The organism is Streptomyces himastatinicus ATCC 53653 (assembly GCF_000158915.1).
Classification (GTDB): domain Bacteria; phylum Actinomycetota; class Actinomycetes; order Streptomycetales; family Streptomycetaceae; genus Streptomyces; species Streptomyces himastatinicus.
In genome coordinates this window covers 10,465,132-10,478,840 of sequence record NZ_GG657754.1, presented here as the reverse complement: position 1 = coordinate 10,478,840, position 13,709 = coordinate 10,465,132, and the positions used below count along the sequence as shown (strand labels likewise).

Here is a 13,709-nt window from a genome sequence, read left to right as displayed (position 1 = left end):
CAGGTGCTGCATCTCGCGCTGCCGGTGCTCGGCGGGCGTCTCGCCGTCCAGGTGCGGTACGGCGGCCAGCGCGCCACGGTACGTGTCGTCGCGGAACTCGCCGATGCGCAGGTCCAGTTCCGGGTTCAGTGGCATGGCGGCCTCGTCCCCCGTGACCAGCAGCCAGGGGAAGGTGTCCGCCGCCAGGGCCTTGGGGTTGTGGAACCAGGGGTAGCCACCGAACACCTCGTCGGCGGCCTCACCGGACAGGGCGACGGTGGAGTGCCGGCGTATCTCCCCGAACAGCAGGTACAGCGAGGTGTCCATGTCGCCGACGCCGATCGGCGAGTCGCGGGCCACGACGACGGCCTTGCGGTGCTCGGGATCGAGCAGGGCGCGCGGGTCGAGGACGACGACGCTGTGGTCGGTGCCGATGAAGGCCCCGGCCTCGGCGGCATAGGGGGTGTCGTGGCCGGTGCGCAGGACATCGCCGGTGAACTGCTCGGCCTGGTCGCTGTAGTCGACGGCGTACGAGCGGATACGGGCGTCCGTCCCCTCCCGCTCGCGGAGTTCACCGGCGAGCAGAGCGGTCAGGACGGTGGAGTCGAGCCCGCCGGAGAGCAGGCTGCACAGCGGGACGTCGGCCTCCAACTGGCTCCGGGCCGCCGTGCCGACCAGCTCGCGGATCCGCTCCAACGTCGCTTCCCCGTCGTCGGTGTGGGGCGTGGCGTCCAGTTGCCAGTAACGACGCTCCCGGACGCCGTCGCGGTCCAGCACGAGCAGCCCGCCGGGTTCGACCTCCCGGATGCCGGACCACACCGTAGGGCCGGTGTTGAACAGCAGGCTGTACGCCTCCCTCAGCCCGTCCGCGTCCACCCGGGGCCGTATCTCCGGATGGGCGAACAGCGCCTTGGGTTCGGAGGCGAAGGCCAATCCGCCGTCGACGCGCGCCCAGTACAAGGGCTTGACCCCGAGCCGGTCCCGTACCAGCAGCAGCCGCTGGGCGCGTTCGTCCCAGACGGCGAAGGCGAACATTCCGTCCAGGTGCTCGGCCGCGTCCTCGCCCCATTCGGCGTAGGCACGCAGCACCACCTCGGTGTCGCTGCGGGTACGGAAGGCGTGCCCTCGGCCGCGCAGCTCGGCCCGCAGTGCGTGGTGGTTGTAGACCTCGCCGCTGTAGCTGAGCACGACGGTCGGCTCACTCGGCCGGTCGGTCATCGGCTGAGCGCCTCCGGCCAGGTCGATGACGGCCAGACGGCGGTGGCCGATGGCGGCCCGCTCGCCGAGCCAGACGCCGCCCGCGTCGGGACCGCGTGGGGTGAGGGAGCCGGTCATGGCCTCGATGACCGGGGCCTGGTTGCGGGCGTCGCCGTGAAAGGACGCCCAGCCGGTGATTCCGCACATGGGGAGAACTCCTGGGATCAGGGACGGACGGCGGGAGCCGCGCCGGTGGTCTTGTCGGGCACAGCGGCCGACCGTCGAGCGAGCAGCGGTACGGCGAGACAGGCGGCGACGGCGGCCAGCGCGAGTCCGGCGTGTACGCCGCCGCCAGGCCCGGCCAGGCCCAGGGCCGCGGTCGCCAGGGCGGGTCCGAGGGTGAAGCCGAGGCTGCGGGCGAGCTGCACCGTGGATCCGACGGTGGCGGTCCGGTCCGGTGGTACGGCGCCCATGACCAGGGCTTGCGTGGGACCGCCGTTGAGACCCATGCCGACTCCGGCCAGCGCCAGCCGCCAGGCCACCTCCCACGGTGACCAGCCGTTGCCCAGCGGAACGAGCAGGAGCAGGCCGACCGCGGTGAGCACGGCACCGGTGACCGCGACCCGCCGGGCGCCGGCGGGGGTCCCCCCTGCTCGAGCGGAGCCGAGAGCTCGGGGGAAGTCGGCGAGGCGTCCGCCGAGGGGCCCGGCCACGCCCATGCCGAGCGGAAAGGCCAGGACGGTCAGGCCGGTCGTGGTGGCGCTGACGCCGTCGTCACGCTGGAGGTGCAGGGCGACGACGTAGTGCATGGCGGCGAATCCGGTCGCGAGTGCCAGCACCGCCCCATGCGCCCGCAGCAGTCCTGAGAACCGCAGCACATCCGCAACCGGACGGCCGCCCGGACCGCGCAGCCACCACCACAGCGGCGGAACGGCGGCGACGGCGAGCACCAGCCACCCGGGGCCGTCCCACGCCAGGGTCAGCGTCAGCAGCAGCGCCGCCACGCCCGTGGCCACCAGCAGCGCGTCCAGCAGCGACCGGCCGTCGGGCGGACGCGGACGGCCGTCCCCCGGCATCGCCCGCCACACCACGACCATCGCGAGCAGGCAGAAGGGGATCTTGACGAGGAAGACATAGCGCCAGCCCAAGTGGTCCAGCAGCAGACCGCCCACGGCCGGTCCCGTCACCGCCCCCAGCGGGCCCAGGGTCGCCGGCACGCTCATCGCCCGTCCCCGCAGCCCCGGCCGTACCGAACGCATCGCGAGCACCGGCATCAGCACGAACAGCACCGCCCCGAAGACGCCCTGAGCCAGGCGGGCCGCGATCAGCCAGGCCGCCCAGGGACTTGCGGCCGCCAGGGCGCTACAGAGGCCGAAGCCAGCGGTCGCGGCCAGCACGACGGTGCGCGTCCCCCCGCCGTCCAGCCACCGCCCGACGGGCAGCAGGAAAGCCACGACGGGCAGTTGGTACGCGAGGACCGCCCACTGGGCGGTCGCCGCGGAAACGTTCAGCCCGTCAGCGATGTCCGCCAGGGCCACGTTGACGATGTTCATGTCGAGCATCGCCACGAACGCCAGCAGGCCCGCCGCGGCCACCAGCGTCCAGCGGTCCTCCCCCACGGATAGGTCCGAGCCGGAACCGTGCCGTGTCATCCCTTTACCCCTCACTGCCGTGGCCGGGTGCCGAATGGCTGCCTCGGCCTGTCCCCGACACCACAGCCGCCTCGGCGCCCGCCGGGTCCCGGTGGTCGAAGGCGATCAGCGGATCGCCGGTCAGCGGATGGTCGACCACGACGGCCCGTACGCCGAACACCTGGGCCATCAGCTCGGTCGTGAGGACGTCACGCGGCCGGCCGGAAGCGACCACGGCGCCACCGTGCAGCACGTGCAGCCGGTCGCAGACGGACGCGGCCGCGTTCAGGTCGTGCAGCGACACCAGTGTCGTGCGGCGCTGGGCACGCAGCAGGGTGAGCAGCTCGACCTGGTGGCGGATGTCGAGGTGGTTGGTCGGCTCGTCCAGCACCAGGACGTCCGGATCCTGAGCGAACGCCCGTGCCAGCAGGACACGTTGCCGCTCGCCACCGGACAGGGCCGTGAACCTGCGGCCGGCGTGCCCCTCCATGCCGACGCCGCTCAGTGCCCCCGCGACGAGGTCCCGGTCGGTGGCGTCCTCTCCCGCGAAGGCCCGCTTGTACGGTGTGCGGCCCATGGCGACGACCTCGCGTACCGTCAGCTCGAAGTCGCTCCCCCGCTCCTGGGGCAGGGCCGCCACATGCCGGGCGGACTGGACCGGAGACACCTCACGCAGGTCTCTACCGTCCAGCAGGACGCGCCCGGCAGTGGGCTTCAGGTGCCGGTAGACGGTGCGCAGGAGGGTGGACTTGCCACTGCCGTTCGGTCCGACCAGGCCGGTGATCTCGCCTTCGGCCGCCACCAGACGCGCACCGGCCACGACCGTACGGCCCGCGTAGGCGACGTTCAGGTCTTCGATGTCGATCCTCAACTGCCGCTCCCCAGGCGCCGGTCCAGCAGATACAGCAGGGCCGGGGCCCCGATGAGGGAGGTGATCACGCCGACCGGCAGCTCCTGGGTGTCCATGGCCGTACGGCAGACGATGTCGACCACGACGAGCAGCAGGGCGCCGAACAGCGCGGAGACGGGCAGAAGCCGCCGGTGGTCACCGCCGAGAACCAGGCGGCAGACGTGCGGCACCATCAGCGCGACGAAGGCGATCGCGCCGGACACCGCGACGAGGACACCGGTCAGCACGCTGGTCACCGTGAACAGCTCGCGGCGCAGCCGGGTGACGTCGACGCCGAGTCCGGCCGCCGTCTCATCGCCCATCAGCAGCGCGTTCAGGCCCCGGGCCCGTGCTTGCAGCCACAGGAGGGCCACCGGAACCGCCACCGCGGGGACCGCGAGCAGTTCCCAGTTCGCCCCGCTGAGGCTGCCCATGAGCCAGAACAGCACGCTGTGGGTCTGCTGCTCGTCCCCGGCCTGGAGCACGAGGTAGCTGGTGAAGCCGGACAGGAACTGGCCGATCGCGACCCCGGCCAGCACCAGCCGCAGCGGGGCGAAGCCCCCGCCGCGCCGGGCCACCGCCCACACGAGCGCGAAGGTCGCGAGGGCTCCGGCGAAGGCCGCGCCGGACAGGCCGAGGCCCAGCGCCCCGCCCGCGCCGAGGCCGAGCACGATCGCGGCCACCGCCCCGAGGGAGGCGCCGTTGGAGATGCCCAGCAGATACGGGTCGGCCAGCGGGTTGCGCACCAGGGCCTGTACGGCCGTACCGACGAGGCCGAGCCCGGCGCCGACGAGCGCGGCCAACAGGGCCCGGGGCACGCGCAGTTGCCACACGATCAGGTCGTTCGTACCCGGGCGCGGCGCCTCGCCGGACAGCCGCCGCCACACCACACCCCATACCTCGCCGGGCGGAATGGATGTCGACCCCCAGGCCACGGCCGCCGTCAGCGCGACCACCAGCGTCACGCCGAGGACGAGAGCAACCGGCCCGGCGGGCAGACTACGCGCGTCCGCAGCGGCGTCCGTGACTTTGCCGCGCAACAGGGTGGAGGCCACCGCTAGCCGACCTTGCCGGGGTAAAGGGCCTTGGCGATCTTCTCGACCGTGCCGGCGTTCTCCACCCCGGCGATGGTGGTCTGCTCGGAGCCGATGCGTACGAAGTGGCCTTCCTTGACGGCCTTCAGGCCCTTGGTGGCCGAGTTGGACTTGAGCCACTTCTCCGCCTCGTCGAACGCCTTCTCGTTCGCCGCCTCGCTGCCCCGGTTGCGGACGCCGAGCTGGATCCAGTCCGGGTTCTTGGCGATCACGTCCTCCCAGCCGACCTGCCTGTAGTCGCCGTCGCAGTCGGCGAAGGCGTTGCGGGCCCCGGCCAAGGTGATCACGGCATGGGCGACCTGGCGGTTGCAGACGACGGTGGGTTGCTTGGTACCGGCGTCGTAGTCGAAGAAGAAGTACGTCGGGCGCCTGCTCTCCCCCGTGCCGCCGACCGCCTTCTGGACGGCGTCCACCTTCGCCCTCATCCCGGCGACGAGTTCCTTCGCCTTCGCGCCCGTGCCGGTGACCGCCCCGAGGGAGGTGATGTCGGCCTCGACCGCGGACAGATCGGTGACCGGCTGCTTGTTCGCGGCCGCACAGGCGGTGGACTTCAGGTACGTGTGCTTGATCCCGGCCGCCGTGAACTCCTCCTCGGTCGGCGCGTCGCCCATGCCTCCGCCGCCCATGCTTCCCATGGAGGCGAAGGTGTCGATGTACAGGTCGGCGCCGGAGCCGAGCAGCTTCTCCTTGGGGATCACGGTCCGGCCGAGCACCTCGACCTTCTGCGCCTCGGTGTCGAGCGCGCCGGGCAGCGTGCCCTTGCCGGGCGGGAAGCCGGTGCCGAGGACCTTGTCCCCGGCGCCGAGGCGGAGCAGCAGTTCCAGGCTGGAGGCGTTGCTGGTGACGATCTTCTTCGGGGCGGCGGAGAACGTGGTCTTGGCGCCCATGCAGTCGGTGACCGTCACCGGGTACCCACCGGAGACGGAGACCCCGGCCTTCCGCGCGCCCGCCGCGTCCTCCCCGCCACCGCAGCCCGCCACCAGCAGGCCGCCCAGCACCACGGCCGCCGTACCGCCCCACATACGAGAACGCATCGCACAACTCCTGGAATCCACTCGGTACGCGGGCGATCATCCGTCACCCGTTCCAGTAGTCGCGGCGAAGGCAGCGTGAGTTCCCGGCCAGTTCCCCGGTAGCCGCCGTCCGTTCGTAAGCGCCGAGGTCAGGTCGTGTAGTCGGCGTTGATCTTCACGTATCCCTCCGTGAGGTCGCAGCCGTAGACGGTGAACGCCCCTTGGGCGATACCCAGGGCTACCCGGATGACCACCTCGTCCCCCGCGAGGTAGGCGGCGGCCTGTCCGAGGAGTTCGTCGCTCGGCTCCTCCGGGTGCATCACCAGGTCCCCGAATGCGATGCGGACGCGGGCGGGCTCGATGTCGGTCTCCTCGTGGAGCTTCCCGATGGCCATCGCCACACGGCCCCAGTTCGGGTCACCCCCGTGCACCGCGGCCTTGACCAGCGGGGAGTTGACCACGGTCTTGCCGACCAGCTTGGCCTGTGCGTCATCGCGGGCACCGGTGACCTGGACCTCGATGAGCTTGCTCGCGCCTTCACCGTCGGATGCGATGTCCCGCACCAGGTGCAGGGCGCACTCGTACAGGGCCTGCTCGAAGGCGGCCAGGTCGACCGGGCCCGCCAGACCGTTGGCGAACACGGCGGCGGTGTCGCTGGTCGAGGTGTCCGTGTCGATGCTCAGCGCGTTGAACGTCTTGTCCATCACCCGCCTGAAAAGAGCGTCCAGCTCGGCGGCCGGAACGTCCGCGTCGGTGAAGAAGAAGGTCAGCAGGGTGGCCATGTTCGGCTCGATCATGCCCACGCCCTTGGCGATACCTGTGAGCACTGCGTCCCCGCACCGCACCGAGAAGTACTTGGGACGGGTGTCCGTCGTCATCATCGCCCCGGCCGCAGCGGCGTAGTCCGCCTCGGGGAACGGCCACGTGAGGGCGTCGAGCCCGGCCCTGATGCTCTGCATCGGGTAGGGGCGGCCAATCACACCGGTGGAGCCGATGACCAGCTCCTCGGGCGGGATCCCCACGATCGTGGCGACCCTCCCGCGCACCTCCTCGGCGTGTTCGGCACCGGCACGGCCGGTGGCGACGTTCGCGTTGCGGGAGAGCACGACCATGCCACGGCTGTCCTGCCGTGTCGCCGCCTCGCGGCTGAGTACGACACTGGGGCCGGCGAAACGGGACTGGGTGAACACCGCGGCGGATCGCGCGGGCACCTCGGAGACGACGGCCACGAAGTCGTCCTCGACGTCCTTGAGCCCCATGTTCGTCGAAACGCTGCGAAAGCCCCGTGGGCACAGAGTCTCTTCCTGCATGGTCGATACACCTCCCCGAAGGGGCCAGCGGCCCCGCGTGCTTGCGCCGACCCTGGCCCACAATGAATGTTGATACAGCTTAACGCATATTGATTCACCTAGACAGCATGAATGGATCACGTTGCACGTAACCACCTTGAGCAGTGCACTGCTTGGAGGCACTCGACGTCCCTCTGACGCTCTGCTCCATTGCCTGTCGCTGCATAGCCATGCTTCGCTTCCGGCGTACGCGCAGGAGTACCACACCACCGACCGGAGACATCACCTGTGGACTTGGGCATCATCGGGCAGGCGGCCGGATTGTTCGCCGTCACCAACATCGACGACATCCTGATCCTGGCGCTGTTCTTCGCGCAGGGCGCCGGGAGCCGCGGTTCCACACGCCGCATCGTGCTCGGCCAGTACCTGGGCTTCGCGGCGATCCTCGCCGTGGCGGTTGCCGCCGCGTTCGGAGGAGGCGCGAGCCGAGGAGGGCGGGCCGAGCCCGCTGGAGGTCGCCGCGGTCACCTTCGCCAACGGCGGCGACAACATCGGCGTCTACGTGCCCGTCTTCGCCACCGCCGGCATCGGCGGGATGAGCGTGTACGCCGCGGTGTTCCTGGCGCTGGTGGCCGTGTGGTGCTTCGCCGGCCGGTTCTTCGCCACCCGACCGGTCATCGCCAAGGCCCTCGCCCGTCGGGGCCACATCCTGCTGCCGCTGGTCCTGATCGCCATCGGCCTGCTCATTCTCATCGAAGGCGGCGCCTTCGGCATGTGACCCGGCCCCGGCAGGCACCTCTCCCTCGTCCCCATCGGCGACCTGATCGACGCATGCCGCCACGCCGCTTGGCCATGGCTTTTCGAGTCCGAGAGGGTTCTTCCGCGGCATCCATTCCCCTCTCTTGACAGGCAGTGGCCGGGCTGGATTACTTGGCCGTGCTGCTCGGTAACCGAATGTTCGGTCGGGATGGAGGTGGTGGAATCAGTGACGCGAGCCACTCACGCGGCACAGGACCCCGTCGAGCGGATGCTCGCCATGGACCGGGCGTCCCGGGAGTTCGGCATCGAACTGCTGGAGCACGGCGAAGGGACCGCCGCGCTCCGGATGACCGTGACCGCGGCGATGGTCAACGGCCACAGGATCGCCCACGGCGGTTGTCTGTTCCTCTTCGCTGACACCGCGTTCGCCTGCGCCTGCAACAGTCACGGTCCGGTGACCGTCGCCGCCGGAGCCGACATCGACTTCATCGCCCCCGCGCATGAGGGAGACGTCCTGGTGGCCACCGCCCGGGAGCGCACCCGGTTCGGCCGCAGCGGCATCTACGACGTGAGCGTCCGGCGTGGCGACGAGGTGATCGCGGAGTTCCGCGGTCGCAGCCGCAGCATCAGGAGCACGCACCTCGAGGAGTCGCCATGACCAGGGAAGTCATGACCCCGCCGACTGCCGCGGCCCGCCGTGGCGAACCGCTCCCCGCCCACCTGCTGGACGACGCGGAGCGGATGTCCCGCGAGGAACTGAGAACGCTTCAGCTGAGCCGACTGCGAACGACGTTGCGGCACGCGTACGACAACGTGGAGCTGTACCGCAGGAAGTTCGACGACGCCGGCGTCGCGCCCGAGGACTGCCGCTCGCTGGAGGACCTGGCCCGCTTCCCCTTCACCACCAAGGCCGATCTGCGCGACACCTATCCCTTCGGCATGTTCGCCGTGCCCATGGACCGCATCCGCCGAGTCCACGCCTCCAGCGGCACCACCGGCCGGGCCACCGTCGTCGGCTACACCGACAACGACCTCTCCCTGTGGGCGGACGTCGTCGCCCGCTCGATCCGCGCGGCCGGCGGCCGCCCCGGCCACAAGGTGCACATCTCCTACGGCTACGGCCTGTTCACCGGCGGCCTCGGCGCTCACTACGGCGCCGAGCGGGCCGGTTGTACGGTCGTCCCGGCCTCCGGCGGCATGACCGCACGCCAGGTGCAGATCATCCAGGACTTCAAGCCCGAGATCATCATGGTCACCCCCTCGTACATGCTCACCCTGCTCGACGAGTTCGAGAAGCAGGGCATCGACCCGCGGTCCACCTCCCTCCAGGTCGGTATCTTCGGCGCGGAACCCTGGACGGAGGAGATGCGCCGCGAGATCGAGGAGCGTATGGACATCCACGCCGTCGACATCTACGGCCTGTCGGAGGTGATCGGCCCCGGCGTCGCCCAGGAGTGCGTGGAGACCAAGGACGGTCTGCACGTGTGGGAGGACCACTTCTACCCCGAGATCGTCGACCCCCTCACGGACGACGTCCTGCCCGACGGCGAGGACGGCGAACTGGCCTTCACCTCCCTCACCAAGGAGGGCCTGCCGGTCATCCGTTACCGGACCCGCGACCTGACCCGGCTGCTGCCCGGTACCGCCCGGCCCGCCTTCCGCCGCATCCAGAAGATCACCGGCCGCTGCGACGACATGATCATCCTGCGTGGGGTGAACATCTTCCCCAGCCAGATCGAGGAGATCGTGCTGCGCGCTCCCGGCGTCGCCCCGCACTTCCAGATCCAGCTCACCCGGCGCGGCCGCATGGACCACATGACCATCCGCGTAGAGGCCGGCCCCGGCGTCGGCAAGGAGCAGCGGGAGGCGGCTGCCAGAGAGATCGTCCAGGGCGTCAAGGACAGCATCGGAGTCACCGTCGAGGTGGCGATCGTCGAGATGGAGACCCTGGAGCGCTCGCTCGGCAAACTCCGCCGCGTCAAGGACCTGCGTCGGCAGTGATCGCCACGCCTACGGCGAATGACGGCGCCGTTTCCCGGCATTCACTCATGCGCCGGATCGGTCGGGCCGTGGAAGTCGACGTCCTTGGTTTCCGGTGTGCACGCGATCAGGACCAGGCTCAGCACGTACGCGGCCGCCAACAGCCCCGCGATGCTCCAGGGTGAGCCCGTCCAGTCCAGCAGCAGGGCGGCCACGAAGGGCGTCGGGCCGCCACCCGGCAGATTGGTGAAGGTGTACGCCGAGGCGTGCCCGGAGTAGCGCAACTGGGTCGGGTAGGGCTCCGCGAAGATCGCGGCGAGCACGCCGAACTCGATGTAGTCCGCCACCAGCGTGAGCACCATCGCCAGCAGCATCAGCGGCCATGAGCTGCACGCGATGTTCGCGGCCCACAGGAAGGTCAGCCGGGCGATGTGGCCCCGGTGCGTCTTCAGGACGGTGGCCAGCGGCCGGTCCGTCGTCGCCTTGCGGTGCAACGCCTCCCGGAAGGCGGGCGACTCCTCCACCTTGCGGCGCAGTACGTAACCGACGATGGCGAGGCCGAAGCCGATGGCGAAGGGGATCCGCCAGGCCCAGGAGGCGAAGGCGTCCTCTCCCACCGCGCCACGCAGCCCGAGCAGCACCAGCGCGATGAGAACCTGTCCGGCCGGTGAGCCCATGTTGACCACGGCCCCGTAGAGCGCCCGGCGGCCTGGCGGCGCGTACTCCATCGCCATGAGCCGGGCCGCGGTGGACTCTCCGCCCAGGCTGAACCCCTGGACGCAGCGCAGCAGGATCAGCAGACAGGGCGCGGCCAGACCGAGCCTGGCATAGCCCGGCAGCAGCGCGATGAGCAGCGAGGACACGCCCATGGGGCTCGTCCAGGCCGCGACACTTCAACTGCTGTCGGCGGTGCCCCGCGCGCCCTTCGGCATGGCCGGCGGGGAGCCGCTGATCTTCGAATTCGACCGGGGCGAGAACCCGCTGCGCGAAGGCGTCCTCGCAGCAACTGGACTCGTCGTCACCGCCACCGGACGCGGACCGCGCTCACGTGCACGAACACCATGTTCACGCCGTTCGGCACCCCGAGGCTGGCGGTCTCCCGGGTTTCGCGCATCAGCCGGGAGATGACCGGCATCGCCGTAGCGGTCAGATCCGTCGAGCTCACCGCCGCGGAGGCCAGCCGCGCGGCCGACGGGCCGAGCCGCAACAACCCGCTCCCCTGCTCCACGGCAAGCCAATCCGTAGTGCTCGGGCACCAGGAGGGCAGACAGCCTGCCCGAACGGACCTTGCCGCAACCTCCGTGGTGGCTTAGAACGGGACGAAAGATCCCGTGCCGCTGGAGAGGAATTGCGTGCATTACCTAGGACACGGACACGCTCGTAGGAACGGACAGCCCTTACCCACATCGCGCGCCAACGCGCCTCGCGCGGGACTGACGAGCGCCTGGCTGACCCACTTGCAACGTATGGCGGCCAACGGGCACGAACCTGCCGACCGCGAGGGAGAGAGCGCGGACCACGCCCAGGTGCAGCGAGTGGACAACGACGCCGAGCAGCACCGGCACAGCCACGCCTGCGGGCATGACGTGCAAAGGGTCGCGACCGGTGCCATCGCGGTGCAGCGTGCCCTGCGGTCGACCCGAGAGGACATAGAAGCATCCCGGTCCACTGCGGCCCTGGGACGGACCGCCCGGCTGCTGCGGTCCCAGGGTATGGACGACAAGGCCGCGAAGCTGGAGGGCCAGCTGGACAAATCGCTTCCCCTGCCCATGCAGGGGACGGTCGCGTTCGCCAACGAGATGATGGTCCAGGAGCGTCGCGGCCGCCGTTACAAGCTCTCCCTGGACCTCTCGACGATGCTGTATTCCGCGGCACCTCACGAGGGCCGTAAGCAGTACGGAGCCCCTGCGCTGGCGAATGGCAAGTACAACTTCGTGGTCCCCGTCCGTAAGCCGGACAAGATCATGGCTTCGCAAGTCGGCACCGAGCACGAAGAGGGGCATTCCGCGCTCGCCAAGGCCACGAAGGCCGGGGACGGGCACGTGTACTGGGCAGGCACTGCCGTGTTCACCAACGGCGTCCTGGACAAGTGGACGAACGACAGCGGTCACTACAGGCCCACGGGAGGTGACGCGGGCCAGGTGGCCGGCATCACGGGTGGCTTCCCGATCGACAAGTACAAGAACTTCGACGACCCGGGCGGGGCGGGCTGAAGTCCGCGTTGACGAAGCGGTTGGAGCCGCTGGCCCCGCCCCTCTTTCCTTCGGAGGGCTCAGAAAACACACAACAGCGGCGTTTCCTGCCCTGCGTTGCAGAGCGACCAGTCGGTCGACGACGCTGCTCTCCGGCGCGGACCGCGCCGGCTTCCTGCCCGTGCCCCGCCCGCCTGGTAAATCCGCGTCGCCCAAGCCATCGCCGTCATCGAGCCCTTCTCCTGCTCGCCTTCCGGCTTGTGGCTGTTCACCCATCGCTCGCCTCACATGCGTGTAGCGCCACTCGCGCGTGGAACTGACGCAGGAACACGGCTCCTCGTGGCGCCGCTCATCCTACGCGGGAAGGTGGCGGCCAGCCCGGGTTCGCGGCGACCATCGAGCAAGTGGATTGGCTTATCCATTTTTGGTGGTACCGTGACAGCAGTGAAACGGAAAGGGCTATCCGAATCGCGAAGTGGATAACCCCTCTCCCCCCGCATGCCTTCATGAAAGGACCGTGCCGTGACCAGCATCGCCATCGTCGGAGCCGGGCCCCAGCTGGGCCTGGCCATCGCCCGTACCTTCGGCTCCCACGGCCTCGACGTCGCCCTGATCTCCCGCAACGGCAACAAGCTCGACGATCTCGTCGGCAAGCTCACCGCCGAGGGCATCACCGCCGCCGCGTTCCCCGCGGACGTACTCGACCGCGACGCGCTCACCCAGGCGCTCAAGGACGCCGCCACGCGGTTCGGCGGGATCGACGTCCTGGAGTACTCCCCCGTGGGGACGTTCGGCACCACCGTTCTGACCACTCCGGCCGAGACCGAGCCGTCTCATGTGGAGCACGAGATGAACTTCCAGCTCTACGGGGCCATCACCGCCACGAAGGCGGTGCTGCCCGCGATGCGCGCGACCGGCGCGGGCACCCTGCTGTACACCACCGGCGCCGGCTCGATCGAGCCCGTCCCGCAGGTCGCCAACGTCAACGCCGCCGCGGCGGCCCTGCGCAACTGGGCGATGAACCTGCACAACGAGCTGGCCGGCACCGGCATCCAGGCCGCCCACGTGGGCATCGACGTGTCGATCGGCACCGCCGTCATCCCCGGCCTGCCGACGGCCCAGCCCGAGCAGATCTCCCCCGTCTACTGGGAGTTGCACACCACCAAGCGCGACCAGGCCGAGCACGTCTTCAGCCTCTGACACCGCACCCCGTGGCCTGCTGAGGCCCCTCCCTCAAGGAGCAGACCGGCATGACCACGCTCTCCGATGCGGCCTGACGAACCCGGAACCCCGCTGATCGTCTCCGGCCACGTCCTGGACGGCCACGGCCAACCGCTCGCGGGCGCCAAGCTGGACATCTACCACGCGGCCGACAACGGCAACTACTCCGGGCTGTACGACGACGGAGTGCCCAAGCGCAACCTGCGCGGACACCTGTTCACTGGCCCCGACGACCGCTACACCTTCACCACCATCACCCCCGTCGCCTACGCCGACCCCAACGTCACGGCGGTCGACGGGGTCATCGAAGCCGTCGCGGCCCTCGGACGCAGCCTCTGCCGACCGGCACACATCCATTACGAGGTCCACAACGCCGACCTCATCACGCCCTGGCGGGGCGAGATCTACTTCTAGGGTGACCCCGTCATCCCCGTCGACTTCGTCCTCAAGACCCGCACCAGCCCT

Annotated in this window: 15 protein-coding genes; 6 read left to right on the top strand and 9 right to left on the bottom strand. The window is 70.1% G+C overall.

What is annotated here, in order from left to right; genetic code table 11:
• From asnB to argJ, 6 genes are all read right to left on the bottom strand, one after another.
• Nucleotides 1-1,383, bottom strand: a 1,383-nt coding sequence (asnB, locus tag SSOG_RS44070) for an asparagine synthase (glutamine-hydrolyzing) (protein ID WP_009720816.1), incomplete at its 3' end; no start/stop codon positions are given.
• Between the two features lie 17 nt (nucleotides 1,384-1,400).
• Nucleotides 1,401-2,828 carry an MFS transporter gene (locus SSOG_RS44065; protein ID WP_009720815.1) on the bottom strand — a complete coding sequence of 476 codons (1,428 nt, stop codon included), beginning with the start codon at nucleotides 2,826-2,828 and terminating at the stop codon, nucleotides 1,401-1,403.
• 4 nt (nucleotides 2,829-2,832) lie between these two features.
• Nucleotides 2,833-3,678, bottom strand: coding sequence for an ABC transporter ATP-binding protein (locus SSOG_RS44060; protein WP_050800199.1), 846 nt, complete (start codon nucleotides 3,676-3,678; stop codon nucleotides 2,833-2,835).
• Nucleotides 3,675-4,751, bottom strand: a complete 1,077-nt coding sequence (locus SSOG_RS44055; RefSeq protein ID WP_009720813.1) for a FecCD family ABC transporter permease — start codon at nucleotides 4,749-4,751, stop codon at nucleotides 3,675-3,677. The genes SSOG_RS44060 and SSOG_RS44055 overlap by 4 nt, the downstream gene beginning before the upstream one ends.
• A gap of 2 nt (nucleotides 4,752-4,753) precedes the next feature.
• Nucleotides 4,754-5,824 carry an ABC transporter substrate-binding protein gene (locus tag SSOG_RS44050; RefSeq protein ID WP_009720812.1) on the bottom strand — a complete coding sequence of 357 codons (1,071 nt, stop codon included), beginning with the start codon at nucleotides 5,822-5,824 and terminating at the stop codon, nucleotides 4,754-4,756.
• Between the two features lie 128 nt (nucleotides 5,825-5,952).
• Nucleotides 5,953-7,113 carry a bifunctional glutamate N-acetyltransferase/amino-acid acetyltransferase ArgJ gene (gene argJ / locus SSOG_RS44045; RefSeq protein ID WP_009720811.1) on the bottom strand — a complete coding sequence of 387 codons (1,161 nt, stop codon included), beginning with the start codon at nucleotides 7,111-7,113 and terminating at the stop codon, nucleotides 5,953-5,955.
• 436 nt (nucleotides 7,114-7,549) lie between these two features.
• Here argJ and SSOG_RS44040 point away from each other — a divergent pair, with 436 nt between their 5' ends.
• The 3 genes from SSOG_RS44040 to paaK all read left to right on the top strand — a co-directional run bounded on the left by SSOG_RS44040 (nucleotide 7,550) and on the right by paaK (nucleotide 9,852).
• Nucleotides 7,550-7,870 (top strand): cadmium resistance transporter, encoded by a 321-nt coding sequence (locus tag SSOG_RS44040; protein ID WP_245606523.1) that lies wholly within the window; start codon nucleotides 7,550-7,552, stop codon nucleotides 7,868-7,870.
• Nucleotides 7,871-8,059: 189 nt separating this feature from the next.
• A complete protein-coding gene (paaI, locus tag SSOG_RS44035; protein WP_009720809.1) occupies nucleotides 8,060-8,509 on the top strand; it encodes a hydroxyphenylacetyl-CoA thioesterase PaaI in 450 nt (149 codons plus the stop codon).
• A complete protein-coding gene (gene paaK / locus SSOG_RS44030) occupies nucleotides 8,506-9,852 on the top strand; it encodes a phenylacetate--CoA ligase PaaK (RefSeq protein ID WP_039940211.1) in 1,347 nt (448 codons plus the stop codon). The genes paaI and paaK overlap by 4 nt, the downstream gene beginning before the upstream one ends.
• Before the next feature lie 41 nt (nucleotides 9,853-9,893).
• On the opposite strand, the gene SSOG_RS47390 is transcribed toward paaK, so the two are convergent.
• Complete coding sequence (locus tag SSOG_RS47390; RefSeq protein ID WP_009720807.1) at nucleotides 9,894-10,700, bottom strand: MFS transporter; 807 nt, start codon at nucleotides 10,698-10,700, stop codon at nucleotides 9,894-9,896.
• Nucleotides 10,701-10,849: 149 nt separating this feature from the next.
• The gene (locus SSOG_RS44020) at nucleotides 10,850-11,059 is read right to left on the bottom strand and encodes an IclR family transcriptional regulator (RefSeq protein WP_009720806.1); all 210 of its coding nucleotides are present in this window, start codon (nucleotides 11,057-11,059) and stop codon (nucleotides 10,850-10,852) included.
• 238 nt (nucleotides 11,060-11,297) lie between these two features.
• On the opposite strand from SSOG_RS44020, the gene SSOG_RS44015 reads away from it, so the two are divergent.
• Nucleotides 11,298-12,044, top strand: coding sequence for a hypothetical protein (locus SSOG_RS44015; protein WP_039940210.1), 747 nt, complete (start codon nucleotides 11,298-11,300; stop codon nucleotides 12,042-12,044).
• A gap of 59 nt (nucleotides 12,045-12,103) precedes the next feature.
• Here the strand turns inward: SSOG_RS44015 and SSOG_RS52895 are convergent, their stop codons facing one another.
• A complete protein-coding gene (locus tag SSOG_RS52895; RefSeq protein ID WP_154686052.1) occupies nucleotides 12,104-12,295 on the bottom strand; it encodes a hypothetical protein in 192 nt (63 codons plus the stop codon).
• Between the two features lie 250 nt (nucleotides 12,296-12,545).
• Between SSOG_RS52895 and SSOG_RS44010 the strand changes: the two genes are divergently transcribed.
• Nucleotides 12,546-13,223 carry an SDR family NAD(P)-dependent oxidoreductase gene (locus SSOG_RS44010; protein WP_009720804.1) on the top strand — a complete coding sequence of 226 codons (678 nt, stop codon included), beginning with the start codon at nucleotides 12,546-12,548 and terminating at the stop codon, nucleotides 13,221-13,223.
• 66 nt (nucleotides 13,224-13,289) lie between these two features.
• Nucleotides 13,290-13,658 carry a dioxygenase family protein gene (locus SSOG_RS44005; RefSeq protein ID WP_009720803.1) on the top strand — a complete coding sequence of 123 codons (369 nt, stop codon included), beginning with the start codon at nucleotides 13,290-13,292 and terminating at the stop codon, nucleotides 13,656-13,658.
• The last annotated feature ends 51 nt before the right edge of the window (nucleotides 13,659-13,709 follow it).

Coding starts and splice junctions, on each gene's coding strand:
- SSOG_RS44065 (WP_009720815.1), bottom strand. CDS start 2,828: ATGACACGGCACGGTTCCGGCTCGGACCTATCCGTGGGGGAGGACCGC.
- SSOG_RS44050 (WP_009720812.1), bottom strand. CDS start 5,824: ATGCGTTCTCGTATGTGGGGCGGTACGGCGGCCGTGGTGCTGGGCGGC.
- argJ (WP_009720811.1), bottom strand. CDS start 7,113: ATGCAGGAAGAGACTCTGTGCCCACGGGGCTTTCGCAGCGTTTCGACG.
- paaI (WP_009720809.1), top strand. CDS start 8,060: ATGGAGGTGGTGGAATCAGTGACGCGAGCCACTCACGCGGCACAGGAC.
- paaK (WP_039940211.1), top strand. CDS start 8,506: ATGACCAGGGAAGTCATGACCCCGCCGACTGCCGCGGCCCGCCGTGGC.
- SSOG_RS47390 (WP_009720807.1), bottom strand. CDS start 10,700: ATGGGCGTGTCCTCGCTGCTCATCGCGCTGCTGCCGGGCTATGCCAGG.
- SSOG_RS44015 (WP_039940210.1), top strand. CDS start 11,298: ATGGCGGCCAACGGGCACGAACCTGCCGACCGCGAGGGAGAGAGCGCG.
- SSOG_RS44005 (WP_009720803.1), top strand. CDS start 13,290: ATGCGGCCTGACGAACCCGGAACCCCGCTGATCGTCTCCGGCCACGTC.